Annotated in this window: 20 protein-coding genes and 5 pseudogenes; 12 read left to right on the forward strand and 13 right to left on the reverse strand. The window is 58.8% G+C overall.

The features are described from left to right. Positions 1–41: 41 nt before the first annotated feature. A pseudogene (locus tag ANTHELSMS3_RS19205) lies at positions 42–395 on the reverse strand (integrase core domain-containing protein); the annotation flags it as partial. Positions 396–532: 137 nt separating this feature from the next. Between ANTHELSMS3_RS19205 and ANTHELSMS3_RS19210 the strand changes: the two are divergent. Then, positions 533–1,824: pseudogene (locus ANTHELSMS3_RS19210) on the forward strand (IS110 family transposase). 202 nt (positions 1,825–2,026) lie between these two features. Here the strand turns inward: ANTHELSMS3_RS19210 and ANTHELSMS3_RS19215 are convergent. Further along, positions 2,027–2,413 (reverse strand): annotated as a pseudogene (locus ANTHELSMS3_RS19215) (IS3 family transposase); the annotation flags it as partial. A 90-nt stretch (positions 2,414–2,503) separates the two neighbouring features. On the opposite strand from ANTHELSMS3_RS19215, the gene ANTHELSMS3_RS19220 reads away from it, so the two are divergent. Then, positions 2,504–3,754 carry an IS256 family transposase gene (locus tag ANTHELSMS3_RS19220; RefSeq protein ID WP_094034449.1) on the forward strand — a complete coding sequence of 417 codons (1,251 nt, stop codon included), beginning with the start codon at positions 2,504–2,506 and terminating at the stop codon, positions 3,752–3,754. Between the two features lie 26 nt (positions 3,755–3,780). Here the strand turns inward: ANTHELSMS3_RS19220 and ANTHELSMS3_RS19225 are convergent. Together ANTHELSMS3_RS19225 and ANTHELSMS3_RS19235 are read right to left on the reverse strand one after the other, a co-directional pair. After that, positions 3,781–4,299: pseudogene (locus ANTHELSMS3_RS19225) on the reverse strand (transposase); the annotation flags it as partial. A 225-nt stretch (positions 4,300–4,524) separates the two neighbouring features. After that, positions 4,525–5,220 carry a TetR/AcrR family transcriptional regulator gene (locus tag ANTHELSMS3_RS19235; protein ID WP_254694782.1) on the reverse strand — a complete coding sequence of 232 codons (696 nt, stop codon included), beginning with the start codon at positions 5,218–5,220 and terminating at the stop codon, positions 4,525–4,527. 154 nt (positions 5,221–5,374) lie between these two features. Between ANTHELSMS3_RS19235 and ANTHELSMS3_RS19240 the strand changes: the two genes are divergently transcribed. From ANTHELSMS3_RS19240 to ANTHELSMS3_RS19275, 8 genes are all read left to right on the forward strand, one after another. Continuing rightward, entirely contained in the window at positions 5,375–6,157 is a 783-nt protein-coding gene (locus tag ANTHELSMS3_RS19240) for an SDR family NAD(P)-dependent oxidoreductase (protein ID WP_094036283.1), read from the forward strand. Between the two features lie 11 nt (positions 6,158–6,168). Next, entirely contained in the window at positions 6,169–7,377 is a 1,209-nt protein-coding gene (locus ANTHELSMS3_RS19245) for an acyl-CoA dehydrogenase family protein (RefSeq protein WP_094036284.1), read from the forward strand. Positions 7,378–7,401: 24 nt separating this feature from the next. Then, positions 7,402–8,976, forward strand: coding sequence for an AMP-binding protein (locus ANTHELSMS3_RS19250; protein WP_094036285.1), 1,575 nt, complete (start codon positions 7,402–7,404; stop codon positions 8,974–8,976). After that, positions 8,973–10,004 carry a phosphotransferase family protein gene (locus ANTHELSMS3_RS19255; protein ID WP_094036286.1) on the forward strand — a complete coding sequence of 344 codons (1,032 nt, stop codon included), beginning with the start codon at positions 8,973–8,975 and terminating at the stop codon, positions 10,002–10,004. The genes ANTHELSMS3_RS19250 and ANTHELSMS3_RS19255 overlap by 4 nt, the downstream gene beginning before the upstream one ends. After that, the gene (locus tag ANTHELSMS3_RS19260) at positions 10,001–10,519 is read left to right on the forward strand and encodes a TRAP transporter small permease subunit (RefSeq protein WP_094036287.1); all 519 of its coding nucleotides are present in this window, start codon (positions 10,001–10,003) and stop codon (positions 10,517–10,519) included. Before ANTHELSMS3_RS19255 ends, ANTHELSMS3_RS19260 begins: the two co-directional genes overlap by 4 nt. After that, positions 10,516–11,811 carry a TRAP transporter large permease gene (locus ANTHELSMS3_RS19265; RefSeq protein ID WP_094036288.1) on the forward strand — a complete coding sequence of 432 codons (1,296 nt, stop codon included), beginning with the start codon at positions 10,516–10,518 and terminating at the stop codon, positions 11,809–11,811. Before ANTHELSMS3_RS19260 ends, ANTHELSMS3_RS19265 begins: the two co-directional genes overlap by 4 nt. A gap of 49 nt (positions 11,812–11,860) precedes the next feature. Further along, positions 11,861–12,913 carry a TRAP transporter substrate-binding protein gene (locus ANTHELSMS3_RS19270; protein ID WP_094036289.1) on the forward strand — a complete coding sequence of 351 codons (1,053 nt, stop codon included), beginning with the start codon at positions 11,861–11,863 and terminating at the stop codon, positions 12,911–12,913. A gap of 78 nt (positions 12,914–12,991) precedes the next feature. Then, complete coding sequence (locus tag ANTHELSMS3_RS19275; RefSeq protein WP_094036290.1) at positions 12,992–13,981, forward strand: NAD(P)H-quinone oxidoreductase; 990 nt, start codon at positions 12,992–12,994, stop codon at positions 13,979–13,981. Between the two features lie 282 nt (positions 13,982–14,263). On the opposite strand, the gene ANTHELSMS3_RS19280 is transcribed toward ANTHELSMS3_RS19275, so the two are convergent. From ANTHELSMS3_RS19280 to ANTHELSMS3_RS19305, 6 genes are all read right to left on the reverse strand, one after another. Beyond that, complete coding sequence (locus tag ANTHELSMS3_RS19280) at positions 14,264–15,151, reverse strand: isocitrate lyase/PEP mutase family protein (RefSeq protein WP_094036291.1); 888 nt, start codon at positions 15,149–15,151, stop codon at positions 14,264–14,266. Then, positions 15,148–15,846, reverse strand: coding sequence for a GntR family transcriptional regulator (locus tag ANTHELSMS3_RS19285; protein ID WP_094036292.1), 699 nt, complete (start codon positions 15,844–15,846; stop codon positions 15,148–15,150). Before ANTHELSMS3_RS19285 ends, ANTHELSMS3_RS19280 begins: the two co-directional genes overlap by 4 nt. After that, entirely contained in the window at positions 15,843–17,336 is a 1,494-nt protein-coding gene (locus tag ANTHELSMS3_RS19290) for a tripartite tricarboxylate transporter permease (protein ID WP_094036293.1), read from the reverse strand. Before ANTHELSMS3_RS19290 ends, ANTHELSMS3_RS19285 begins: the two co-directional genes overlap by 4 nt. Then, positions 17,336–17,803: a tripartite tricarboxylate transporter TctB family protein gene (locus ANTHELSMS3_RS19295; RefSeq protein ID WP_157733585.1), complete on the reverse strand. Its 468-nt coding sequence runs from the start codon at positions 17,801–17,803 to the stop codon at positions 17,336–17,338. Before ANTHELSMS3_RS19295 ends, ANTHELSMS3_RS19290 begins: the two co-directional genes overlap by 1 nt. Positions 17,804–17,869: 66 nt before the next feature. Next, entirely contained in the window at positions 17,870–18,847 is a 978-nt protein-coding gene (locus ANTHELSMS3_RS19300) for a Bug family tripartite tricarboxylate transporter substrate binding protein (RefSeq protein ID WP_094036295.1), read from the reverse strand. 74 nt (positions 18,848–18,921) lie between these two features. Beyond that, positions 18,922–20,319, reverse strand: coding sequence for an FAD-binding oxidoreductase (locus ANTHELSMS3_RS19305; protein ID WP_094036296.1), 1,398 nt, complete (start codon positions 20,317–20,319; stop codon positions 18,922–18,924). Positions 20,320–20,622: 303 nt separating this feature from the next. On the opposite strand from ANTHELSMS3_RS19305, the pseudogene ANTHELSMS3_RS25650 reads away from it, so the two are divergent. After that, positions 20,623–20,733: pseudogene (locus ANTHELSMS3_RS25650) on the forward strand (IS5/IS1182 family transposase); the annotation flags it as partial. A gap of 133 nt (positions 20,734–20,866) precedes the next feature. Here ANTHELSMS3_RS25650 and ANTHELSMS3_RS19310 read toward each other — a convergent pair. From ANTHELSMS3_RS19310 to ANTHELSMS3_RS19320, 3 genes are read right to left on the reverse strand one after another with little or no spacing between them, the layout of a single operon-like run. Further along, entirely contained in the window at positions 20,867–21,613 is a 747-nt protein-coding gene (locus ANTHELSMS3_RS19310; RefSeq protein WP_198319841.1) for a formylglycine-generating enzyme family protein, read from the reverse strand. A 20-nt stretch (positions 21,614–21,633) separates the two neighbouring features. After that, positions 21,634–22,851: a copper-containing nitrite reductase gene (gene nirK / locus ANTHELSMS3_RS19315; RefSeq protein WP_094036297.1), complete on the reverse strand. Its 1,218-nt coding sequence runs from the start codon at positions 22,849–22,851 to the stop codon at positions 21,634–21,636. Between the two features lie 57 nt (positions 22,852–22,908). Next, positions 22,909–23,343, reverse strand: coding sequence for a pseudoazurin (locus tag ANTHELSMS3_RS19320; RefSeq protein WP_439098656.1), 435 nt, complete (start codon positions 23,341–23,343; stop codon positions 22,909–22,911). A 150-nt stretch (positions 23,344–23,493) separates the two neighbouring features. On the opposite strand from ANTHELSMS3_RS19320, the gene ANTHELSMS3_RS19325 reads away from it, so the two are divergent. Then, the gene (locus ANTHELSMS3_RS19325; RefSeq protein ID WP_094036298.1) at positions 23,494–24,213 is read left to right on the forward strand and encodes a Crp/Fnr family transcriptional regulator; all 720 of its coding nucleotides are present in this window, start codon (positions 23,494–23,496) and stop codon (positions 24,211–24,213) included. Positions 24,214–24,225 lie beyond the last annotated feature (12 nt).

Consider the following 24,225-nt stretch of genomic DNA (forward strand, 5'->3'; position numbering starts at 1 on the left):
CCAGTTATCCACGGTGACGTGCTACCCAAAGAATCCCTCATTCATAACGAGAGTCTGCAGGTTCGGTTTAGATAATCGCGGGTTCTGGGTTGGGCAAGTGCGGCGGGCGCGGAGTCCTAAAATTGCTCAAACGACTGCCGTTCTTGCTTTGGCGTTTGGTTTCCGAGCGATGAGTGCGGCCTGACCGTATTGTCGTCATAGCGCCAGAGGGCCAGCTCGCGCCGCGCACCGTCCAGAGTGTCGAATATTTCCTCATTCAGGTGCTCATCGCGCAGGTTGCCGTTGAACGCCCCGATGAAGGCGTTCTGTTGCGGCTTGCCGGGGTCGATGTAATGCCATGGAATGGCGCTCTGGTCCGCCCATCTAAGGATGGCCCGATGGGTGAACTCCGTGCCGTAACACCTTCGGAATGTTGTTGATGTTGAGGCTATGATTGCCTGCGCAGCCCCCAAATAGCGCAGCAGGTGATCATAGCCGGGTCTCAGGTCCCTACAGTGGTTTTGCACAAACCACGCCGCAAGGGAGACCGACTATGACCGATGCCACTATTGCACAAACCGAGCCTGTTTTGGTTGCGATTGATATCGCAAAGGCCCGCCATGAAGTCTTGATCGCTGTTCCGGGCCGAAAGCGCCGCCGCCGTTTGACCGTTCTCAACCAGCTCGACGAATTCAATCGATTGATCTCTACACTCTCAGAGTATGATCGTCCTGTCCGCGCGGCTTTTGAGGCTACAGGCAATTACCATCGCGCTCTCGCTTACCGGCTTGGGGTGGCCGGTTTCGATGTGAAGCTGGTGTCTTCGGTCGCATTGGCGCGCACCCGTGAGGCTTTGAACAACAGTTGGGACAAGAACGATCCGAAAGACGCGCAAGTCATCCTGCATATGATGCTGATCGGGAACGAGCAGTTTTACCACGACCCAATGCTGAGCGGTACGAATGATCTTCAGGAGTTGTCCAAGACGCACGACATAGTCTCGCGCTCAAAGACGGAACTTTGGCATCGGGTGCTGACCCACTACCTGCCGCTGTATTGGCCCGAGGCTGACCGCTTTCATCGCAGCTCACGCAGCGATTGGTTCTTTGCCTTTCTCGAACGTTATCCTTCACCGCATTTCATCTCTGCCATGGACCAAGAGGCTTTCATTGCAGATGCTTGGGACGTGGTCGGCCGCAAAGTGTCAAAAGAACGTTTGCTTGCAGATATTTATCAGACCGCCAAGTTCTCTGTAGGCCTGCCAATTGCGCCGGACTCCGACGCTGCAAGGATGTTCCGTTTGGTCTTGGGTGAAGGGCGCGGCCTGATTGCCAAACGCAACGAGATTGAGGATCGCGCCGTTGAGCTTCTCAAGACCAACGACGACTATCAACTGCTAACATCCATCCCAGGGATCGGGCTGATCAACGCGCTGACCATCCTTGCAGAAGCAGGCGATCTGCGCCGCTTTCGGCATCACCGCCAATTTTTGAAGTTCTGTGGGATGGACCTCGCAACGATCCAGTCGGGCACATTCCGTGGCCAAACCAAGCTCTCAAAATATGGGAATGCCAGATTACGCCGCACGCTCTGGATGGCCGGTCAGGTCGCCATCATGCAAAAGACCAACAGCTTCCGCGACAAGTTCGAGCGTTACATCGCCAAGGATCGTCAAAACACGCATTTACGTCGCAAGGCGTATACCGCAATCGCCGCAAAAATGGCCCGCACCGTGCATGGGATAATAAACCGCGGCGAACCCTATCGTCCCTTCTTTGAGGGATGATTGACAGCAGAAGGACCTTTCTCTGTAAGGGCCGTAGAGGCGAGCATTCGACCTCGTAGATAATGTTCAGGCCTTCTGCTCAACGACCCGAAGATCTCGTCTTAAGGACGGTGAGAGCCGCAATAAGCGTACTCTGTGTTTGTTATGGGAGAGACATGTTGTTGACCAAAATGCCGAACTGACACACATTCGAACGTGCTGGAACGCTTCAGCATGACAATGACCTGATGCCAAATCAGCCAATTATTCCGCGCATAGGACGTTATCACTGACAATGCAACCGGGCTTGCCGTAGATCCGGGCGAGTGCGTCCAGCTCTCGGGTCACGCGCTCGCCTGAAATGCTGGTGTCGGCGGCCAGGTACAGGTTTTCGCGGCAGCAATCGTCGATTTCCGCCAGGATACGGAACTCGCGTAAAGCGCCGAAGCTGTCGGCGAGAAAGTCCAGAGACCAACGTGCATTGCGGCGCACCACCTGCCGCGTGGGCGTGCGCGTGCCTTGGGCCTGCTTGCGATCGCGTCGTCGTTTCACTAAAAGCCCCTCCCCCAAATATAGCCGATAGAGTATCTCGTGGTTCTTGATCATACCCTTGCGTTCGAGCAGGATGCCGATCCGACGAAAGCAGAGCCGACGTCGCTTTCCGGAGATATGCGCGAAAGTTGGTGATGCCCTGAGGGGCGACATATCATGGCGGTGTCGAAGCGCCGTCAATTCTCAACCGAGAAAGGGATATGCCACATGCAAGAGAATACCATCACCCAGCTATCTGATCCATCCGGGATTTCGCCGGACCCGCTGACCGACCTCATCCGGGACGGCGCGCGCAAGCTGATCGAGCAGGCGATTGAGGCGGAACTGTCCACGCTGCTTGGCGCCTTTGCCGATCACAAGCTTGAGGATGGTCGCGCAAGACTGGTTCGTCATGGGCACCTGCCCGAGCGTGAGATTTTGACCGGTGTCGGGCCTGTTGCCGTGACGGTGCCGCGTGTGCGGGACCGCAAGCCGGGCACGGACAAGATCGCGTTCACGCCCAGCATCCTGCCGCGGTATCTGCGCAAGGCAAAGTCGGTCGAAGAGCTGCTGCCCTGGCTTTACCTGAAGGGCGTGTCCACCGGCGATTTCAGTGAGGCGCTTGCCGCCCTGCTGGGGCCACACGCCAAGGGCCTCTCGGCCACTACGATCACGCGGCTGAAAGCGGACTGGTGGTCCGAGTACGAGGCCTGGGAAAAGCGTGACCTCGGCACCCGGCGGTTTCTCTACATCTGGGCCGACGGCGTCTATTTCAAGCCGCGAAGGGCCGAGGAAAAACAATGCGTTTTGGTGATCGTGGGTGCGGATGAATACGGCCGCAAGGAGCTGCTGGCCATGACCGACGGCTTCCGCGAAAGCACTCAGAGTTGGCGCGAGGTTCTGCTCGATCTCAAACGCCGCGGACTGAAGCAGGATCCCAAGCTCGCCATAGGCGACGGCGCCCTGGGGTTCTGGGCGGCACTGCGCGAGGTCTTCCCCTCGACACAGGAGCAGCGGTGCTGGCTCCACAAAACCATGAACGTGCTCAACGCGCTGCCGAAATCGGTGCAAGCCAAGGCCAAGGCGCACCTGCACGACATCTGGCAGGCCGAAACCCGAGCCGCGGCGTCGGCCGCCTTCGACTTCTTCGTCGATGCCTACGGCGTGAAATGGGACAAGGCAGTCGCCAAGTTGGTCAAGGATCGGGATGCACTACTGACCTTCTACGACTACCCGGCCGAACACTGGAAACACATCCGGACGTCAAATCCGATCGAGAGCACGTTCGCCGCCGTCAGACACAGGACGAAACGCACCAAGGGCTGCCTCAGCCGCAAGACTGGGCTCGCCATGGCTTTCCGGCTGATGATGTCTGCTCAGACGAAATGGCGAAAACTCGACGGGCGGAATCGCCTCCCGGAGGTCATCAGCGGGGTTGAGTTCCGCGACGGCGTCCGCCAACTTCAAAACGCCGCCTGATCACGCGTCACCAACTTCTGCGCATATCTCCGCTTTCCGGCAATCTCCTGCATTTCCTTGCGGGTTTCTGGGCAGTTCAGCGGGCGTTCGCGCCGAACCGTCTTTGGGCGACATCCAGCGGCCTACAGGCCCGGCGCTGTGAGATGTTGTGATCCCGCATCGACCCGAGCGCTGCCTCTTGCCGCCTGGTCAATGTCGTCAGATCTTTCCTGGCAGGTCTTTCAGCACGACGTTGTCCAGCATGATATCGGCCAGCTTGGGTTCTCGTCCTCCAGTGCCTTCAACCTGGCCGCCTCGGACACCGCCCCTCCCGGGATCATCCTGCGCACAACCCTGCCATGCAGTGCATGCCGCCATACTTGGACTTGAACTTGAACTTGTAGAACGTGGCCGTGCTCTGGCCATGGCTGCGGGAACAACTCAACAGTCGGAATGCCCGCCTCTTGTTCTTGGATCTTCCCGATTATCTGGGCCTCGGTGAAACGACTATTCGCATTCGTCTGTTCCTTCGGAGTTGCCGCCGACTCTACATCATCGTGAGGGATTTTGCGGGGGGCAGAGCATAAGTCATCGCGCCCCTTGTGGCGACAATGATTCTCAGGACAGGTAAACTGCGCAGCGACAAAAACACTGGAGTAGTTGCGTCATCCAGACGAGAAGAGATCGTTAGTTCCTGCCCGTGGTCGCCCTGCAAAATGGCCACAATAAACGGCGGTTCTGGGCCGTCCAAGCCGATGGCCTGTAACCCTGCGACCGTCATCCTGTGGAGTTCAAGCGTCGCGTGGTAGAGCCCCCTTATCAACCACGCAGGCCGAAAGCACGACTTCCTGAACGATGGCTATATAAGCCTCAATCGTCACGGCGCGGCGACGGTATTTAGCGCGTTTTACATACCAATCCTGCAATAACGGCTTGATTAAAGCAGGCAACAGCGGTGACGTATCCGCGCGAAATACACCTGCTTTGATGCCTGCAGTCAGCGCATTGGCCAAATAGCCCTCGGTTAGTTCTTCACTATCAATAGCCATGCGCCGCTCGGCTTGTGGAAAGTTCTTTGCCTCCATGAATGCGAAAGTGAACCAGGGCTGCATTTGTTCGGTCATCTGGACATGGGTCGCGATCAGCCAGTTGAGGTGCGCCACCGGATTATCGCACACCACGTCAGGGGGTGAGGACAACACACGTTGAACAGCAGCAGTTACCTCAGACAGGATCATGTTTAACAATGTCGTTTTGCTGTCGAAGTAGGCGTAAAGCCCACCCATCGACACGCCGGAAGCACGCGACAGGTCTCTAAGTGACATTGCATGGAACCCTTTGCGGTTCGACACGTCCAACGCGGCATCAACAATCACACTCAGCTTGCGCAACGCAAATTCCGGTTTCTTGACACTGATCGTTTCTCGATGCCGATCAAGCATGTAGCGGCACAATGCTTCGTTTGTCAGATCCTCGTAGTCCAGCACGCGCGCCGCCCTCCCTTGCCGTTCCTGCATTCTCTTACTGGCCCCTCCTACCTTTACCAACAGAAGGCTTGCACGAATGCGAATCCTATTCTAGCGTATAAAACGAACGCTCGCTCTATTTAAGTGAGTCTGTTGCCAAGAAGGGGGGAGGCATTTGACGCATCTATCCGCACATGACGCGCACCCAACGGTATGGCCAGGCCTTGCTGGCAAGACCGCTCTTGTCACCGGTGCATCCTCTGGACTGGGCGCGCATTTTGCGCAGCTTCTGGGCGCAAACGGGGTTAGGGTTACTGTGGCCGCCCGTCGCGTGGAACGTGTCAAAGCTGTTTGTAACAAAATCAGTTCCCAAGGTGGTTTGGCAGAGCCGTTGGCGCTTGACGTCGCCGACCCGGCCTCCGTCACCTCGGCGTTAGAGGGCACGCCTTTTGACATCGTTATCAATAACGCAGGCACCACACTTTCCGCCTCTGCCTTGGATCACTCCGGCGTCGATATCGATCGCATTATCGACACCAACCTAAAGGGTGCGTTTCATGTGGCGCGCACAACAGCTGACGCCATGGCCAAAGAAGGGAACGGCGGCACAATCGTGAATGTCGCTTCCATTCTAGGACAACGAGTCGCCGGCCATGTCGCCGCCTATGCCGCTTCCAAAGCCGGGCTTATACAACTCTCCCGCGCGTTGGCATTGGAGTGGGCGCGACACAAAATACGCGTCAATGCACTTTGCCCCGGATACATAGAAACAGAACTCAACCGCGACTTCTTCGCCTCGGACGCTGGCAAGGCGCTGATCCGTCGTGTTCCACAAAGAAGGCTGGGACAACCCGCCGATCTGGACGGACCTCTTTTGCTTCTTGTTTCCGATCTGGGCCGTTTCATGACCGGAACAGAAATTGTGGCCGATGGTGGCCACCTCGTTTCATCGCTGTGAAGGAGAAACGTATGGATTTCACCATTTCCCCCGAGATCGAAGATTTTCGCGCCCGTATCGCGCGGTTCGTGGCGGATGAAATCCTTCCCGCGGAAGACCTGCGTGCCAATTGGGACGACCATGACAACATCACCTATAATGCGATGGAGCCGCTGCGCGCCAAAGCGCGGGATCTGGGCTTGTGGTGCTTGCAGCTCAAGCGGGAGACCGGCGGTCAGGGGCTGGGCAAGATTGGAATGGCCGTCTGCTACGAAGAGATGAATCGCTCGATCTTTGGCCCCGTGATCTTCAATTCAGCCGCGCCTGACGATGGCAACATGATGGTGCTCGAACAGGCGGGTACACCTGAACAAAAGGACCGCTGGCTCGCCCCGATTGTACGGGGCGATGTGCGCTCTTCTTTCGTGATGACTGAGCCACATCCGGGCGGCGGCTCCGATCCTGGCATGATGCAGACCACCGCCACCAAGAAAGGTGATAAGTACATCATTCGAGGGCACAAATGGTTCATCACGGGGGCCGCAGACGCCAGTCACTTCATCCTGCTTGCGCGCACATCAGACGATCCGCGTCGGGGTTTGACCGCATTTTTGCACCACAAGGACGAACCCGGTTGGCGCATTGACCGTCGCATTCCGATCATGGGACCCGAAGAACATGGTGGCCACTGTGAGCTAATCTATGACGACATGGAGCTACCTGCGGATCGCGTGATCCTGGGCGAAGGAATGGGGCTCAAGGTAACCCAGATGCGACTTGGCCCTGCCAGGTTGACCCACTGTATGCGCTGGCTGGGGCTGGCCAAACGCTGCACCGAAATCGCAAAAGACTACGCCGAGACGCGTGAGGGGTTTGGTATTCGTCTGGCTGATCGCGAAAGCATCCAGATCAAGATGGGCGATCTCGCGATGGGGATCGAGATCGGTCGGTTGCTGGTGATGAAGGCCGCATGGGCACTGGATCAAGGCAGTTTTGCCAAGAAAGAAGTGTCCATGGCCAAGATCCACTGTGCGAACCTACTGCATAAGGCGGCGGACGTCGCGATCCAGATCAATGGGGCGCGCGGCTATTCCAAAGATACCGTGCTGGAGTGGATTTACCGCTATGCCCGTCAGGCCCGATTGGTCGATGGCGCGGATGAAGTCCATCAGATGGTGCTGAACCGCCACCTGACCGATGAGGGGCGAAACTTCTGGAAATGGGAACCCGCTAAAAACTGAACCGCGTCTTTGGGAGGAGGCACAATGTTCACCGATCTACATTTGGCGCCGCGCGCGGCCAACACGCGTCCGTTGACGCCGCTTGATCTGTTGTCTCGCACGCTTGAAGTGCATGGCAATAAGCCGGGCGTCGCATGGCGCGACCATCTCTGGACCTATGCGGAATTCGGTGACCTTGTTGCGCGGATGACAGGCTGGTTACGCACGCAGGGAGTGGGCGCCGGTGATGTGGTTTCCGTCATCCTGAGCAACCGACCAGAGCTGCTTGCCGCCCACTTTGCAGTGCCTGCCCTGGGTGCGATCTTGAACACAATCAATACAAGGCTCGATCCGCAGGACATTCTTTATATTCTCGATCATTCCGGCGCAAAACTACTGCTGACAGAACCTGCCACGCATGCTGCCCTGTCGGATTGCCCGGTGCCTATAGAAGTGCTCTGCGAAGCGCCTGACGATCTGTCGTCGCTGAACTTTTTCCACGGCCCCGTGCCTAGTTTTGATCTAACTGCCGCGATCGCGGATGAAAACCAGCCGATATCGCTCAATTATACGTCAGGCACGACCGGACGGCCCAAGGGCGTGGTGTACACTCATAGAAGCGCCTATCTGAACGCACTTGGGAATGTGCTGGGGATGGGGCTGACACAGGACAGTCGCTATCTCTGGACGCTGCCCATGTTTCACTGCAACGGCTGGTGCCATACATGGGCGGTGACTGCGGCGGCGGGTACGCATGTTTGCCTGGATCGCGTTGAACCGGCGCTGGTTGTCGACACAATCAAGGCGCGCAGCGTCACTCATATGTGTTGCGCTCCGGTGGTGCTATACATGCTGCTGGACCACACCAGTTGCCCTATGCCGCATCGTGTCAAGGTTGCCATGGGTGGGGCCGCGCCAACGCCCGCCCTTTTGGCAGGGTTGGAGAAAATGGGCCTCGATCTGGTCCATCTTTACGGTCTGACCGAAAGTTATGGCCCCGTCACCATCAACGACCCCGGTGATAATGCCGCAATCGATCTTGAGGATCGCGCCCGTTATCTCGCACGACAGGGCCTGCGACATGTGACAGCGGCGCGCGCGCGCGTTGTTGACGATAAGGGCAATGAGGTCCCCGCAGATGGCAAGACCCAAGGCGAAATCGTGCTGGCGGGAAATACCGTCATGGCGGGGTATTACCGCAATCGCGAAGCCACTGAAGATGCCTTTCGTGACGGGGTTTTCCATTCAGGGGATATTGCCGTGATGCACCCGGATGGCCAGATCGAAATACGGGACCGCGCCAAGGATATCATCATTTCTGGTGGCGAAAACGTGTCGAGCCTTGAGGTGGAAGCCACGCTTCATCGTCATCCCGATGTCCTGTTTGCGGCCGTTGTGGCGGTCCCCGATCCGAAATGGGGCGAAGTGCCCTGCGCCTTTGTCGAACTCAAGGAAAACGGCACACTTGATACCGCCACGGCGGACGCATTCTGCCGCCAACATTTGGCGGGTTTCAAACGCCCGAAATACTTTGTTTTCGGAGCCCTGCCCCGCACCGCCACAGGCAAAATCCAGAAGTTTGAATTGCGCGAACGCGCCCGCAGTCGGATAGCATCATGAACGATCTTGATCTTCAGGCGCTTGCGAACTGGCTTGCCGACAAATGGCCCGACGGTTGCGATCTACAGACCCAACGGATCAGCGGTGGGCAATCCAACCCGACATGGTTTATCACTTGGGGCGCAAACCGATTGGTTCTGCGTAAGAAACCCGCTGGTCCCATTCTGCCGGGCGCCCATGCGATAGAACGGGAATTCCGCGTCCAAAACGCGTTGTCCGGAACGGGGGTTCCTGTGCCGCGCATGCTGTACTTTGAAGCGGATGCCAGCATCCTCGGCACGCCATTCTATGTGATGGAGCGATTGGAGGGACGGGTTTTCGCAGACACCACGCTTCCCGATGTGGAAGCCGGCGATCGTCGAGAAATTTACCTCGACATGGCGCGCACATTGGCGAGATTGCATGCGGTGCGCCCCGATCAGATCGGTCTTGGTGATTATGGCAAACCCGGCAATTACTTTTCCCGCCAGATCGCGAAGTGGAGCCGCCAATACGTTGAATCGGACGGCCCCCGCATTGCGGATATCGACTGGCTGATGGACTGGCTGCCCGCCAATATTCCAGTCGATGATGGCGCCACAGCCATCGCGCATGGGGATTTTCGGCTGGGCAACCTGATGTACCACCCGACAGAACCGCGCGTCATCGCCGTTCTGGATTGGGAACTGTCAACGCTAGGTCATCCTCTCGCCGATCTTGGCTATTGCGTGATGCCGTGGAATTCTTCGCCGGCTGAATATGGCGGTATCCTCGGGACGAATTGGATGGCAGCGGGCATTCCGTCACAGACCGAATTCGTATCCGAATATTACACCACCGCCCAACGGACTGCGCCTCTTCTACCGTTCCATAAAGCCTTCGCAATGTTTCGATTTGCCGTCATTTTTATCGGTATCGCGGATCGAGCCCGTGCCGGCAATGCGGCCTCGGCCGAAGCCGCCGATCTTGGCGCACTTGCCCCCCGCTTTGCCGCACGCGCTCGCGAGGTCCTCGCGTCGACACCCTCAAATATCGGGAAAACGGTATGATCCTTTTCAGACTTATCGACCAGATTAATATCGTGATTGGCAAAACAGTCAGTTACCTGATTTGGGCCGGCATCGTTGTACTATGTTTCGAGGTGGTCGCACGCTATGGCTTTGGTCAACCTACACTTTGGGCGCACGGCTATACCCAAAGGATTTTCGGGGCCTATTTCGTTTTGGTCGGCGCGTACACATTGATCAAACGGGATCATGTGCGGGTAGATATCTTTATCAACACTCGATCACCACGCGTTAATGCGGGTCTTGATCTGTTCAACTATGCATTTCTCATTCTGTGGGGCTATGTCTTGACCCGCGAAGGTTGGCTGTTCTTCGAGGACGCGTGGTCTTTCAATGAACGTGATGACAGTGCACTTGGGCATCCAATGTGGCCTATCAAACTGTCGCTATTCGTTGGCGCAGGCCTCATCACCTTGCAAGGGATCGTTGAAGCGATCCGGTCTCTTGTATTGATTTTCAATCCCAACGCAGACGTTAAACGGAGCGAGCCAGCATGAGCCCGGAACTACTCACGATTGGCATGTTCGGCTTAGTGCTGTTTGCCATCATCGCAGGCGTATCCTTGTCATTCGCCATGGGCGGTACGGCAGTGATTTTTGGGCTGCTCATGTTCGGCACCAACGGAATGTATTCAATTGTCACGACCATGTTTGGCAACATGTGGTCAATTCTGTTGTCGGCCATCCCCCTGTTTGTTTTTATCGGTGTCGCATTGGCAAAATCCCGCATCGCGAATGACCTATACCATGCGTTTTATCTATGGTCAGGGCGCACGCCGGGGGGCCTTTTGCTCGGGACTTCGGGCTTCGCCGCAACCTTATCTGCCATGACGGGCAGTTGCGCGGCGTCAACGGTAACAACCGGTCTGGTAGGAATGCCCGCGATGGATAAACGCGGTTATGATCGGACTTTCGTTTTGGGGACGATTGGTGCATCCGGAACACTGGGGATTATGATTCCGCCTTCCATCACGCTCATTCTGATCGGGATGCAAACGGGTCAATCTGTGGGGCGCTTGTTTATGGGCGGGCTGATCGCGGGTCTGCTGTTACTTGCGATTTTCATGCTCTACGTCGGTATCCGCTCAAGAATGCATCCCGAACTGGCTCCCGGCGCAGAAGTTCGTGCGCCTTTGGCCGAACGAGTGAAAGCGTTCCGCTCTGTCATCCTGCCGCTGATCATAATCCTTTCCGTACTTGTCTCGATTTTTGCAGGCATTGCCACGCCAACAGAGGCCGCCGCCGTGGGGGCCGCTGCTGTCGTCTTTTCCGTCGCGGTGCGCGGGGAACTTTCATTCAGCTATATCCGCGAAGTCAGTTTCGCCACCGCGACCATGACGGGCATGGTGATCTGGATTGTCTTTGGCGCATCCGCCTTCATTGCCATTTATGGCGGGGGCGGAGGAACTGCCTTCATGACCGGAATGCTTGGAAATATGAACGTGCATCCGCTGGTGATGATCTTGATCATGCAGGCGATCACCCTTGTATTGGGCATGTTCCTTGATCCGATCGGGATCATTCTCTTGGTGCTGCCGATCTTTTTCCCGATTGTGGTGCAGCTTGGATTTGATCCGATCTGGTTCTGCATCCTGTTCCAGCTGAACCTGTGCATCGGCTATATTTCCCCCCCCTTCGGCTACAACCTTTTCTACCTGAAAAGCCTCAGCCCAACGACTCCGATCACGGCAATATATCGCGCCGTCGCACCGTTTCTGTTTCTGATGTTGCTCACCGGTGCGGTGATATTCCTGTTCCCACAAACCATAACCAGATTCACCGACATTTAAGCACGGTGAAGCACCCGCCAAGACCAAACCCAGAGGAGGAGAATGGACCATGACGAAAACGATTGAAAAATCATTATCCCGGCGTAAGTTTTTTGCCGCATCCGCAGGGGCTGCGGCCGCGACGGCGCTCGCAGCACCACCCGCCATCGCGCAGGGTAATTTGACCTGGCGTATGCAAACCCATTGGCCGACCGGCAACTGGTATTACGAAGACGTTTTCGTCAAATTCTGCAACCGCATAACCGAAGCCACAGGCGGTGAACTCACCATCACGCCGGTTCAGAATAACGGTATCGTGCCTACGGGCGAAGTTTTGAACGCTGTGCGCCGCGGCTTACTTGAAAGCGCGTTTATCTACCCCGCCTACTGGATCGGACGCATGCCTGTTGCCGGTCACCTCAATGGCCATATCGGCGCATGGGATCGCCACGAGGAAATGCATGCTTTCTTCTATGAAATGGGTGCCCTTGATGTGATCCGCGAAGCTTATGCGGAACAAGGCGTGTATCAAGCAGGACCGGTCTCTTATGCAGGTCTTACGCTTTATTCCAACAAGCCACTGCGGACCACCGCTGACTTTGATGGGTGGCGTGTCCGTTCGACGGGGGCTGCCGCACTGGTCTTTGCCAAAATGGGGGCCTCTCCCGTTTCGATCCCGGGTGGTGAGCTTTATCAAGCGCTGCAAACCGGTGTTGTCGAGGGCGCGCACTGGGGGTCGACGTCCACCGGTTGGGGTATGAACTTCCAGGAAGTGAACAAGTACATTGTTGAGCCTGACCTTTTGGGCCACCTGAATGGTGAAGTCATGGTTGGCCTGGACGCGTGGAACAGCATCGGTGATGATCTGAAAGCGACGTTCAACGAAATCGTCCGCGCTACATCGGCGGATGCAGCGGCGCATTTCTTGCATCAGGATCTGCTACGCAAGCAGGATTTCGTTGAGATGGGCGGCGAGCTGACTCAATTGGATCAGCAAGCTCAGGACAACTTGCGTCGTTATTCACTCGAAGTTGTGGATGACTTTTCGGAACAAGATCCCAAGTATTGTGGTCGTGTTGGCGAAATGCTGCACGAGTTTCTGAAAATCACCGGACGTGCCTGAATCAAGGCCATTTGAAACCAACAGCGCCGCTGACATGCGGCGCTGTTACAACTAAGAATTTTGTGGAAAGTGACCCTGATGCAGATCCCCTCCGATATGACCGCCGTTGAAATTTCATCCTACGGCGGACCAGAGGTGCTAAAGCCCGTGACCGTCCCTGTACCACAAGCCGGACCGGGGCAAATCTTGATCCGCATCGCTTATACCGGAGTGAACCGCCCCGACGCGCTGCAACGTGCCGGCAACTATGCACCACCTCCTGATGCATCACCTCTGCCGGGGCTGGAGGCCGCGGGCCATGTGGCGGCAGTTGGCGAAGGCGTCACCCGCTGGGCCGTTGGTGATGCAATCACGGCTTTGCTGCCCGGCGGCGGGTATGCCGAATACGCGGTCACTGCCGCTGATCATGCTCTTCCTGTACCGGACGGCATGTCGATGGACCGGGCCGCAGCGCTTTGCGAGACGTTCTTCACCGTCTGGACCAATGTTTTCAAGCGCGGTGAGCTGGCGGCAGGCGAACGCTTTCTTGTGCATGGTGGATCATCCGGCATCGGCACCATCGCAATCCAACTGGCAAAGCTACGCGGCGCACGCGTTTTTGCAACGGCAGGATCGGACGAAAAATGTGCCGCTTGTGTTGAATTGGGGGCCGAAGCGGCTTTCAATTATCGCGAAACAGATTTTGTTGAAGCAATGAGGGCAGAGGGCGGTGCCGATCTGATCCTCGACATGGTGGGTGGACCATATATCCCGCGTAATTTGGACGCGCTTGCAATGGATGGGCGGCTTGTACAGATCGCCTTTTTGCAAGGTTCCAATGTCGAGATGGACATGATGCAGGTCATGACCCGTCGCCTGACAATCACCGGATCAACCCTGCGCCCGCAATCCCACACCGCCAAGGCCGCTATCGCCCGCGCCCTTGAAGCGGAAGTTTGGCCACATCTGGCAGGCGGCACCATCGGGCCGGTTATGGACAGTGAATTCGCGCTGGTCGAAGCTGCAAAAGCACATGAGCGAATGGAGAGTTCTGCCCATATCGGCAAGATCGTTTTGAAGGTGGCTTGACGCTGGAGATAGAGTTTTAGCAGGGCTCTCGTGGCACTTCTCTAGGGCCAGGACTCACAACCAGAACATGACCACGGCAGCGAGGGCGCTGCCTGAAAACACGGGGATTGGGAAATTCTGCCCTTTGCCGGATTTGCGCAATAACGCAAAGTCCTGCTAGAAAATCTTGATGCCGTCGCACCCGGCCACGACGATGGCTTCGATCTTTTCGAAGAGGTTGACCTAAATCGTCACGGTCCCAATCTGGTCTGCGGTCGGGAATTCAGGTCAGGTTAAGGGGAGTCAGACATCGGATTCGAACTGGTGAGAAAAAGCCTGATGGCTGACAAGGTCCACGACCTGCGCGTAATCGCCATAGTCTGTGCGTGATTGAACAGGGGGGCGCCCGGTCTGGGCAAGCGTGGTAAGGGCGTCTCCTGCGCCGGAAATGGCACCAAAAAGCGCCGTCACCGCGTAGAGCGCGACACAGAAGCCCATGTCTTCCAGGTCGCTGAGCCCCAGTTGGGCGGCATCCGTGCCATCGACAAGACTGACCACCTTGGGGCCGTCCAGACCCTGCGCGATGCCTTCGACCTCTGCCCGGGACTTGACCCCATCGACAAAGACAAGATCGATGCCCGTGTCGCGGTAGGCGCGCGCCCGGTCAAGCGCGCGGTCCAGCCCTTCGGGTTGCAGAGCGTCCGTCCGGCCTATCAGAACGGTGTTGGCTTGCATCTCGTCCCTTGCGGCAACCGCTGCACTCAGACGTTGGACCGCACTCGCCCGGTCAATCAGCCGAACCCCCGCCAGCTGCCCGCAACGTTTCGGACTCTCTTGATCCTCAAGGTGCAAGGCCGCGACTCCGGCCATCGCGTAGTCTTGGATGGTACGGCGGATATTCAGGGGCCCGCCATAGCCGGTATCGGCATCCGCGATGACCGGCAGATCGCAGGCGCGCACCATGGCTCGGGCTTGGTCGGCCATTTCCGACTGGGTCATCAAGCCAAGGTCTGGCGTGCCCAGCCGTGCAGCCGTCGCCCCCAGCCCGGTCATGTAGACTGCCTCGAACCCCGCTTGTTGCACCAGACGGGCGGTCAGCGCGTCGGCTCCGCCCGGACAGGCTAGGATGCCACCCCGAGCCAGCCTTGCGCGCAGACGCGCGGCACCGTTCAGCAATCCGGTCTGTCTCATTTCTGTACCTCTGTCGTAGAGCCGCCCAAATGCCCGTCGGCCAGCGCGCGGCTGTAGACATCCTCGGTCCGGCGAATGTGGATCTTCAACGCAGCGTCGAAGGCGTCAAGTTCGCCCGTGCCCAACAGATCTACCATTGCGACGTGTTCGGCCATAGATTCCGCACGACGTTCGGCATAGGGGGCAGTGATGTTGGCGCGCAGCGCGGCGATGCGCCCGGCGACCAGAGAATTGGCGTCTTTCAGATAGGAATTGCCGCAATGGCTAAAGGCGGCGCCGTGGAACTGCGTGTCGAGGCGACCGTAGGCATTTGCATCGTCGGCCTCGAGTGCGGCTGTCATCGCATCGATGACCGTTTGCAATTCGGCCAGATAGGCGGCCCGGTCGCAGCGCAATGCGACCCGAACCGCCTGTGTCTCGAGGATTTCGCGATAGTCACAGATCGCCTTGATATCCTCGGGTGATGTTTCGAACACGAAAGTACCGCGCTTGGGGCGCACGATCACAAGCCCCTCGCGCGCGAGCAGCGCCATCGCATCGCGTACCGGCGTACGCGAGACGCCGAGCCGCTCGACCAACCGATCTTCGGAAATGTTCTCGCCCAGACGGAAAGCCCCCGACAGGATCGCGTCTCGGATCTGGGAGGCCGCAGTTTCGGCCAGCGACCGGGCCGGTTTGATCGGAACAAGCGTCATGCCGCACTCCTCCGGCGAAACAGCCACATCAGGACGGGCGTGACCCAAACCAGCAGGACCAGCACCGCGAGACCTGCCGCGATGGGGCGCTCGACAAAGCCCAAGGCCAGTCCGTCGGACTTGATCAGAGACGTGACGAAGTTCCGTTCGACAAGCAGCCCCATGACGATTCCCAAGATGGCCGGAGCGACCGGAAACCCGTTTTCTTCCATCAGGTAGGCAAAGAAACCCAGAACCAGCATGATCACGATGCCCGAAGCAGAGGAATCAATCGAGTAGGACCCGACAATGCAGAACCCCAGGATCAGCGGCGCCAGCGTCAGTTTCGGGACTCGAAGCACCTGCGACGCGAGCGCCACCGCCAGCAGGCCCAGCGGCACGATCAGCAGGTTGGCGATGAGAAACACCAGGAAGATCGCCATGATCTTGTCACCCGAGGTCAAAAAGACCATCGGTCCCGGATTGAGCCCCTTGACGTACAGAACGCCGATGACGATCGCAGTGATGCTGTCGCCGGGAATGCCAAACACCATCGCGGGCACATAAGCGCCCGACAGCGCCGAGTTGTTGGCGGCGCAGGCCTCAGTCAGACCCTTTTCGGTGCCTTTGCCATAGTCCTCGGGCGTTTTCGAGAACCGCTTGGACACCGCGTAGGAGATCCACGACCCGATGTCGGATCCCGCGCCGGGCAGAATGCCTATTACCGTGCCGATGGTCGAGCCGCGCAGCAGGCCGGTCTTGTTCCTCCACAGCAGCGAACCAACTCCGCGAAACATGTTCAGCGGATTGCCGACGGGCGTCACGGGCGGCACCGCATCGCGGTTCACGAAGGTGCGAATTAGCTCGGGGATGGCGAACATTCCGATCAACGCCGGAACAAACGCGACGCCACCCAGCAGGGAGTCGATACCAAACGTAAATCGCGGATAACCCGAAGTCGTATCCATGCCAACACTGGCGATCAGCAAACCGAACAACAGCGACATCAGAGATTTCAGGATTGATCCAGTGCCCAGCATGACCGCCGCCGAAAGGCCGAGCAGGGCCAGCCAGAAGTATTCGAACGAGGTGAAGTTGAGCGAAACGAGCGCCAATTTCGGCGCCGCCACCATCAGCACCAGCGACCCGAATACCCCGCCGATGGCCGAGGCGGTGACGGAGATGCCCAGCGCGCGTCCGACGCGCCCGTCGCGGGTCATGGCGTTGAGATCACCGATATAGGCGGCCGATGCGGCGGTGCCGGGAATGCGCACCAGCGCTGCGGGAATGTCCGAGGCAAAGATCGCCATCGCTGCGGTCGTAACGATGGCAGCAATGGCTGGCACCGGGTCCATGAAGAAAGTGATCGGAACCAACATCGCGGTGGCCATCGTCGCCGAAAGGCCGGGGATCGCGCCGACGAACAGTCCAAAGGCAGAGCAGGCCAGCATGACCAACGCCATGTTCCAGTTCAGAACCAGTGGAATTGCCTCTGAGAGGTGGGACAACATCAGAAAAACCCCTTCAGAACGCCTGCGGGCAAGGGAACTTGGAGGAACCGGGTCAGCAACAGATGCACAGTGCAGACAAAGCCGATGGCGACCAGAACCCAAACGGGGTGACGTCTGCCCGAAGCCAGAAACAGCGCCGCTAGCAGAAGGCTACCGCCAAGTGGAAAACCAACGGTTTCGAAGGTCACGGCAAGCAGCGCAGTGCCTACGATCATCAGGCTTGCGGTGGCGAACCGGTCAGGCCGCCGCCAGCCCGGGTGGAGCGTGACAAGCGCGCCGTTCCTGCCGATCAGGCCGACCACGACAAGCGCCGCACCGCCCAGGGTGCAGAGTGCGCCCAGAACCACAGGAAAGGTGCCCGGTCCGATGGGCTGTCCCGTTAGTCGCGGAAATCCCAATGCCGAATACACAATCCAAGCGCCGAACAGGACAAGCACGGCACCGATGGCGCTGTCGTGGAGCTTCATGTCGGTCCCACCATTAAAAGTGACAATCTGACGGGCGCCGGACATGGTCCGGCGCCGCAGTTCTGATCAGTTCGAAAGGCCGACGGCCTTCAGCGTGTCGCTCAGCGCCGCATCCGAGGCTTTCATGAATGCCTCGAAATCCGCGCCGGTGGTCCATTGCATTGCATATCCGCGGTCCTGCATGAACTTGGTGTATTCCGGCGCCTCAAGCACCTTACCAATCGCGACGATCAGTTGCTCGGTGGCGGCTGGGTCGAGACCTGCGGGCGCGACGAGACCGCGCCAGGAACCGAGGCTGAAATCATGGCCCGTCGCCTCGGTAAAGGTCGGCACGTCGGGCGCGATATCCAACCGGTCGTTGGAGAAGACAGCAAGCGGACGGATCAACCCGGCCCCCATCAGCGCGGCAGCCTCGGGCAGCGAAGCCGTTGCAACCTCGACACCGCCAGCCGCGAGGTCCTGAAGTCCGGGAGCCGCGCCTTCGGACGGAACCCAGGCAACACGGTCGGCGGGCATCCCGGCGGCCATCAGCATCCCGGCAAGCGCAAGATGGTTCACGCCGCCCTGCGCCGAACCCGAACCCTTGAACGCCCGGTCGGTCGACGCTTCGAGCGCTTCGAGCAGCGACGCGATGTCCTCATGGTCACTTTTGGAGTGAACGAAGATCGCTGCGGGATCGGAGTTGTAGAGACCAAGCGGGGTATAGCCAGTATAATCCAGATCAGTCAGGCCAAGGTTATGCATCGTGCCGATCTCAAGCGTCGCAACGCCGATGGTCTGGCCGTCGGGGTCTGCATCCGCAATGGCACTGTGGCCGATCACGCCCGATCCTCCGGTGCGGTTCTCCACTGGCACAGGCACACCGATTTCGGCTTCCAGCAGCGATGCAATCATCCGCGCGGTGGCGTCAGTGCCGCCTCCGGCTCCCCATGGCACGATCATGGTGACCGGCCCATCAGGCCAACTTTGCGCCGAGGCAGGTAGGGCGGCTGTGGTCATCAGTGCGGCAAAACCCGCCAGAATATGACGTTTGGTCAGGGTCATTTGTGTTTCTCCTCCATTTTGGTGAAAACCCCGGATCCTTCTCCTTTGCGGGAACCGGGGCGCGATCGCTATGATCAGTCGAAAATCTTGGTCGGGTTCAGCAGGCCCTGCGGGTCAAGCGCCTGCTTGACCTGCCGCATCAACGCGATTTCGGACGGGCTCCGGCTGAGCGGCAAATACGGCTTTTTCAGCGTGCCGATTCCGTGTTCGGCAGACACCGTGCCGTCCATCTCACCCACTATGCGATAGACGATGCCGCTGGCCGCATCGAGCGGTTGCGGATCTGCATCTGGCTTCCAGGCGACGACATGCAAGTTGCCATCTCCGACATGGCCGTAGAAGACCGAATGGCAGCCAAGTTGGTCAAGCAATTCTGCCTTGGCTTGACGAGCGAACTCATCCATCCGGGCCACGGGAAGGCCGACATCAAAGCTAATATGCGGGCCGATTACGGCTGGGTTGGCGAACTCCGCCGCCGCATCGCGCGTGGCCCAAAAAGCAGTGATGTCGCTCAGGCTTTGGGCCACAGCACCGTTAAGCACGAGGCCTTCCTCCAACAGGTGTTCCAGCAGCGAGTCGAATCGGGTGCCGTCGATCTCAGAGTCGAGACCCTGCATTTCGATCAGGATCGCATGACTGCCCTTCCCCATGGCGACGGGCGCGCGGATGCCAGCGCGGTCGGTCGCCTGATGCCAATAGTCGGCCCACATGACCTCGAATGCCGAAAGCAGCGGGCCGAGACGTTTGCGGGCGGCACCCAGAACCGAGAGCACGGTTTCGTAGTCGGGTACAATGCATAAGGCAGCGCTGGTGCACCCCGGCTGAGGGTAAAGTCGCAGCACGACACGCGTGATAACACCCAATGTACCTTCGGACCCAAGGAACAGCTGCTTCAGGTCGTACCCAGCATTGTTCTTGATCATCCGGTTCAGCATCGGCAGCAAAGTGCCGTCGGCCAGCACCGCCTCGATTCCCAGAACAAGGTCGCGGGTCATGCCGTAGCGGATCACTCGGTTGCCACCCGCGTTGGTCGACAGGTTGCCGCCGATGGTACAGGAGCCACGTGCGCCCAAGTCGAGCGGAAAGAACAGGCCAACCTCGGCTGCGGCCTTCTGCACGGTTTCCAGCGGCGTGCCTGCGCGGACCGTCATCGTCATTCCGACTGGGTCCAGATCCTCGATCCCAGTGAGCCGTTCAAGCGAGAGCGCAACGCCACCGTCCGTCGGGCGAGCGCCGCCGCAAAGCCCGGTCAGCCCGCCTTGGGGGGTGACTGTGATTTGATTGGCGTGACAGTGGCGCATGATATGCACCACCTCCCCTGTCGTGGCAGGACGCAGCACCGCCAGTGGCGACGCCGGCGGCAGGAAGCTCCAGTCCGTGCGGTTGCGAGACGGGAGATCGGCCCCCTCCTTGCAGCCCAACGGACCCAGAAGATCGCGCAATTCCGACAAGCAGTCCTGTGCCAGCACCATTTTCCTCCCTCTTGTTATGCGTTACGTATAACAGATCATCCTGCCGAGCAAGCGTTTCCAGAAGGACGCAAGGTTTTAAGTCGTCCGCACTAATGAAGAAGACCAACTCTCCCAACTGTGCATGGACAAATGAGCTGCTCTCCAATTGTTGGACAGAAACTGGCGTAAACCTTCTGCGGCACCGCCATACAGACATGCCTGACCACTGCCCGGGAGGGCATTGCGCAGTAGTTCCCGAGAAAGATGAAAGGGTTGTTCGGCATGGGACTGCGACAGACGACTAGGTTCGTTGAGAGCCTACTGCGCCTCAAGGCGCGGGACGTCGACCGACAAATCGCTGAAGTCCAGATCCGCATCGCCGTCATGAACAGCTGCACCGCCATTGGCATCCCTGTCACAGGGGCCGCGGGATGAATACGTTCGGGGAAAGAGAAACCTCGGGTATCACAGGCTTTGTGCAACAGAGTCCTGAAGTCGCACAGCGTCGCGGGCCGGTGACGCGAGGTGTACAGCGCACACCCGTTACTAAACGCCAAGACACAAGCCGTCAGAACGGCTTATCAGAGACAAGACGCATCCCCAGATGTGCAGGCGGAGAGCCAACCGCGCAACCGCCGCGCGCCGGGTCGCGGACAAGATAAGACATCGCGGCGATATGCTCTCCCCCCACGATAAAGGCGGGGCAGCGCGCGATGTCGATGCCCGCGTCGACCCCGGCATAACAGTCCTGCGTCCATTCCCAGACGCTGCCATCCAGGTCCGCGATCCCCTCAGGCGACGTGGAAAAACTGCCCTGCAGTTTCAGGCCGCGCGGCGCGAGTCCCTCTGTCAGATAGGCAGAGGCCCAGGTCAGCGCGGGATCGGAAAAGATCGGGTCAGGCTCGTCCGGCAGCACCGACTGCGCCATGAAACTCCATTCCGACGCGGTTGGCAGACGAAAGCCATGGCCGGTGGTGGCGTTGATCCAGTGCAGGTATTCGGTCGCATCAACATAGCTCAGCCCGGTGGCCGGCGTGGCGACAGGGTCAAGCCCTGTTCGCGCTCTCAATTCAATCGAACAGCCGCCATCAGCATGACAGGCGTTCCATTCCGCCACGGTGACCTCGTGGCGTTGGACATACAACTTGTCCCCGCTGGGCAGCATCACCGGGTCTTGCGCCATTTCGGGACCGGGGCGGGTCAAAGGATCGGGGCCGCGCAGCAAAAGCGCGGCCCCGAGAACAACCGCCGCCACAGCGACACCTGCCAGACGAAGGGACATCAGAACAGGTGCGGCAGATGTGACGGCGGCCATGGTCGTTCCTCCGGTTGGTGTCAGCTAGAAAACGGTCTGGGCGCGACCACCTGCTCCATCAGATCATTGTCCCAGTCGCCTTCGACGACAAAGTGCGCAGTGGCCCCCAGAAGTGCGGCTTCGATCAGGTTGTGGTTCACATAGGCGTACACGCCGGGCTGCTCGAAGGTATACATCGACGCCATGGCAGAGCCGCCGCGCACGAACCAGGTTTCAAGGCCGGTCAGGGGCGCATCGCTGAACGAGGTTTCCCAGACATAGTTGCCGTGCCCGCCGATCAGGTGCGGACGGCTGTCGCGGTTGGCCTGATTGTGGATCATCAGCACCGTCTCACCGACCTTGAACTTGAGTGCGCCTTCGCCAGTGAGGGCACCGACGGCACCGTTGAACACCGAATGGGTCGGGGTCAGCGTCCGCATCGCATCAAGGCTGTCGGCATAGTCGTCGCCTGCGGCCTCATAGGTCTTGTAGTCGCCGTTGTCCTCCATTGGCAGATAGTAGTCCTGCTCACCGATATAGGCGATCTTGTCATAGCGCAGCGGATTGCCGTCGCGGTCCTTCAGGCCGTCCCGCGGCAGCACCATGACGGCGCCGTTCATCCCGTGGGCGACGTGATAGGGGATCATCGCACCGCCCGGCGCACAGTGATAGGTAAAGCAGCCCGGTTTTGTCGCCTTCCAGCGCAGCACGGTTTCTTCACCCGGATAGACGTGGGTCAGACCGCCACCGCCCAGCGCGCCCGTCGAGGCGTGAAAGTCGATGTTGTGTTCCATCATGCTGTCAACGGGGTTGCGCAGGGTCAGCTCGATCATGTCGCCCTCGTGGCAGATGATCAGCGGACCGGGAACGGAACCGTTGTAGGTCAATGCCCAAACCGACGCGCCGGTGTCCTCATCCACCACCATCAGACGTTCGGTGGTGTCCATGGTGATCTCGATGATCTTCGGACCACCGGTGGCCACTTGCTCATGGACAGGGGCATAGGGCGGCGCGACCAGTTCCTGACGCACGCGGGTATAGCCGGACAGATCAGCGGGCTTGGCGGTGCTTTCGGCCTTGGCCTCACCGGCGGCCTTGTACAACTTGGCAGAGGCGGCGTTTGCCTTGTGAGGCATGGGGGCGCGCTGTGTTGCCATGGCGCCTGCGCCGGTCATGGCCGCCGCACCGGCAAGAACGGACCCGCGCAGAACGTTGCGACGGCTGGTCTTCATAAGGCCCGGGTTGATGAATTTGGTCATTGTCTTCTCCTGGGGAAAGAGGCGGCGGGCATCATGTCCGCGCGCCTTGTGCCTGGGTCAAAGGTTGTCGAGCTGTGCCTCAAAGCGTTCTTTTGCTTTCTTCGGCACGCGCCCTTGGAAAAAGTCCTCGGGGGCATCCACGTCACCCACGGCGATAGTCATCACCATGCCCATGGCGTAATGCGGCTTGCACATCACGGCGTAGACGCCTGTCGCATCCAGCGTAATCTCGAATTCCTCGTTGATCTTGCCACCGAACTTTTCGGCGCCTTCGGGGATCATGTCCTTGACGGTTTCGGCGTTGTGGCCCTTGTCCGTGGCAAGGAATTTGATCGTGTCGCCGGGGGCGGCCTGCACAAAGGCGGGTTCGAACACCATGCGGGCGCCATCGGTGCCTTTGTTCAGCATCTGGACCTCATGTACTTCGGCCAGGGCCGCGCTGCCCATCAGGGTGGCAATGGCAAGAGCGGCTGTAACAGTGCGGATCATCATTTCGTCCTCTTTGGTGTGATCTGTTGAGGATGAATCTATCCCTTTCCGAAAAACGCTTATTGCGCTGGCGCAACGTTTGGGACGTTTGCCGCCGCATCGGCCAGTCTTGTCGAACTGGCGCAATCAAACGCATTGTGGCAAAGAAAACCCATGAACCACGACGCCCCCCGCAAGACGTTGCCCCGGCTGGACGAAAGCCTGCTGACCCATCTGCCGCCCTTTTCGCGGCTGGAGCGCAAGCAGATCCGCACGATTCTGGATCAGGCCAGCTCTCGCCGCTACGATGCCGGCGCCCATATCTTTGACGAGGGCGCAGCGGCGGAACGCTTTTTCATGCTGCTGGATGGTTATGTCCGTGTGGTGCGGGTCACGGCGACGGGGGAACAGGTCACGGCCCTGCATATTCCGTCCGGCCAACTGTTGGGCATCGCCAAGGCGCTGGGACGCGACACCTATCCTGCGACGGCGGTGACGGCGACCGAATCCATCGCACTCAGTTGGCCGACGCGGTTGTGGGATACCTTTTTGGCGGAATACGACGGCTTTGCCACAGAGACCTACAAGACGCTTGGCCACCGCGTTGGCGAAATGAACAACCGCATCGTCGAACTGGCGACCCAACAGGTTGAACAGCGGGTGGCCAATGCCCTGTTGCGGCTGGTCAACCAGACCGGACGCAAGGTCGAGGGCGGGATCGAGATTGATTTTCCGATCACCCGTCAGGATCTGTCGGAACTGACGGCCACAACCCTGCACACCGCCAGCCGCCTGCTGAGCGGATGGGAGAAAATGGGCCTTGTCGAAAGCAAGCGCAAACGCATCAAGGTCTGCGATCCGCACGCCTTGGTCTTGTTAAGCCAGGGCCGCTGAGCAAATTCGTTG

The organism is Antarctobacter heliothermus (assembly GCF_002237555.1).
Classification (GTDB): Bacteria; Pseudomonadota; Alphaproteobacteria; order Rhodobacterales; family Rhodobacteraceae; genus Antarctobacter; species Antarctobacter heliothermus_B.

What these genes read in the sequence shown, in the direction of transcription:
- ANTHELSMS3_RS19290 (WP_094036293.1), bottom strand. Translation starts at nt 17,336, where the DNA reads ATGTTGTCCCACCTCTCAGAGGCAATTCCACTGGTTCTGAACTGGAAC.
- ANTHELSMS3_RS19325 (WP_094036298.1), top strand. Translation starts at nt 23,494, where the DNA reads ATGAACCACGACGCCCCCCGCAAGACGTTGCCCCGGCTGGACGAAAGC.
- ANTHELSMS3_RS19270 (WP_094036289.1), top strand. Translation starts at nt 11,861, where the DNA reads ATGACGAAAACGATTGAAAAATCATTATCCCGGCGTAAGTTTTTTGCC.
- ANTHELSMS3_RS19320 (WP_439098656.1), bottom strand. Translation starts at nt 23,343, where the DNA reads ATGATGATCCGCACTGTTACAGCCGCTCTTGCCATTGCCACCCTGATG.
- nirK (WP_094036297.1), bottom strand. Translation starts at nt 22,851, where the DNA reads ATGACCAAATTCATCAACCCGGGCCTTATGAAGACCAGCCGTCGCAAC.
- ANTHELSMS3_RS19265 (WP_094036288.1), top strand. Translation starts at nt 10,516, where the DNA reads ATGAGCCCGGAACTACTCACGATTGGCATGTTCGGCTTAGTGCTGTTT.
- ANTHELSMS3_RS19245 (WP_094036284.1), top strand. Translation starts at nt 6,169, where the DNA reads ATGGATTTCACCATTTCCCCCGAGATCGAAGATTTTCGCGCCCGTATC.
- ANTHELSMS3_RS19280 (WP_094036291.1), bottom strand. Translation starts at nt 15,151, where the DNA reads ATGAGACAGACCGGATTGCTGAACGGTGCCGCGCGTCTGCGCGCAAGG.
- ANTHELSMS3_RS19295 (WP_157733585.1), bottom strand. Translation starts at nt 17,803, where the DNA reads ATGAAGCTCCACGACAGCGCCATCGGTGCCGTGCTTGTCCTGTTCGGC.
- ANTHELSMS3_RS19305 (WP_094036296.1), bottom strand. Translation starts at nt 20,319, where the DNA reads ATGGTGCTGGCACAGGACTGCTTGTCGGAATTGCGCGATCTTCTGGGT.
- ANTHELSMS3_RS19300 (WP_094036295.1), bottom strand. Translation starts at nt 18,847, where the DNA reads ATGACCCTGACCAAACGTCATATTCTGGCGGGTTTTGCCGCACTGATG.
- ANTHELSMS3_RS19255 (WP_094036286.1), top strand. Translation starts at nt 8,973, where the DNA reads ATGAACGATCTTGATCTTCAGGCGCTTGCGAACTGGCTTGCCGACAAA.
- ANTHELSMS3_RS19260 (WP_094036287.1), top strand. Translation starts at nt 10,001, where the DNA reads ATGATCCTTTTCAGACTTATCGACCAGATTAATATCGTGATTGGCAAA.
- ANTHELSMS3_RS19220 (WP_094034449.1), top strand. Translation starts at nt 2,504, where the DNA reads ATGCAAGAGAATACCATCACCCAGCTATCTGATCCATCCGGGATTTCG.
- ANTHELSMS3_RS19285 (WP_094036292.1), bottom strand. Translation starts at nt 15,846, where the DNA reads ATGACGCTTGTTCCGATCAAACCGGCCCGGTCGCTGGCCGAAACTGCG.
- ANTHELSMS3_RS19250 (WP_094036285.1), top strand. Translation starts at nt 7,402, where the DNA reads ATGTTCACCGATCTACATTTGGCGCCGCGCGCGGCCAACACGCGTCCG.
- ANTHELSMS3_RS19275 (WP_094036290.1), top strand. Translation starts at nt 12,992, where the DNA reads ATGCAGATCCCCTCCGATATGACCGCCGTTGAAATTTCATCCTACGGC.
- ANTHELSMS3_RS19310 (WP_198319841.1), bottom strand. Translation starts at nt 21,613, where the DNA reads ATGGCCGCCGTCACATCTGCCGCACCTGTTCTGATGTCCCTTCGTCTG.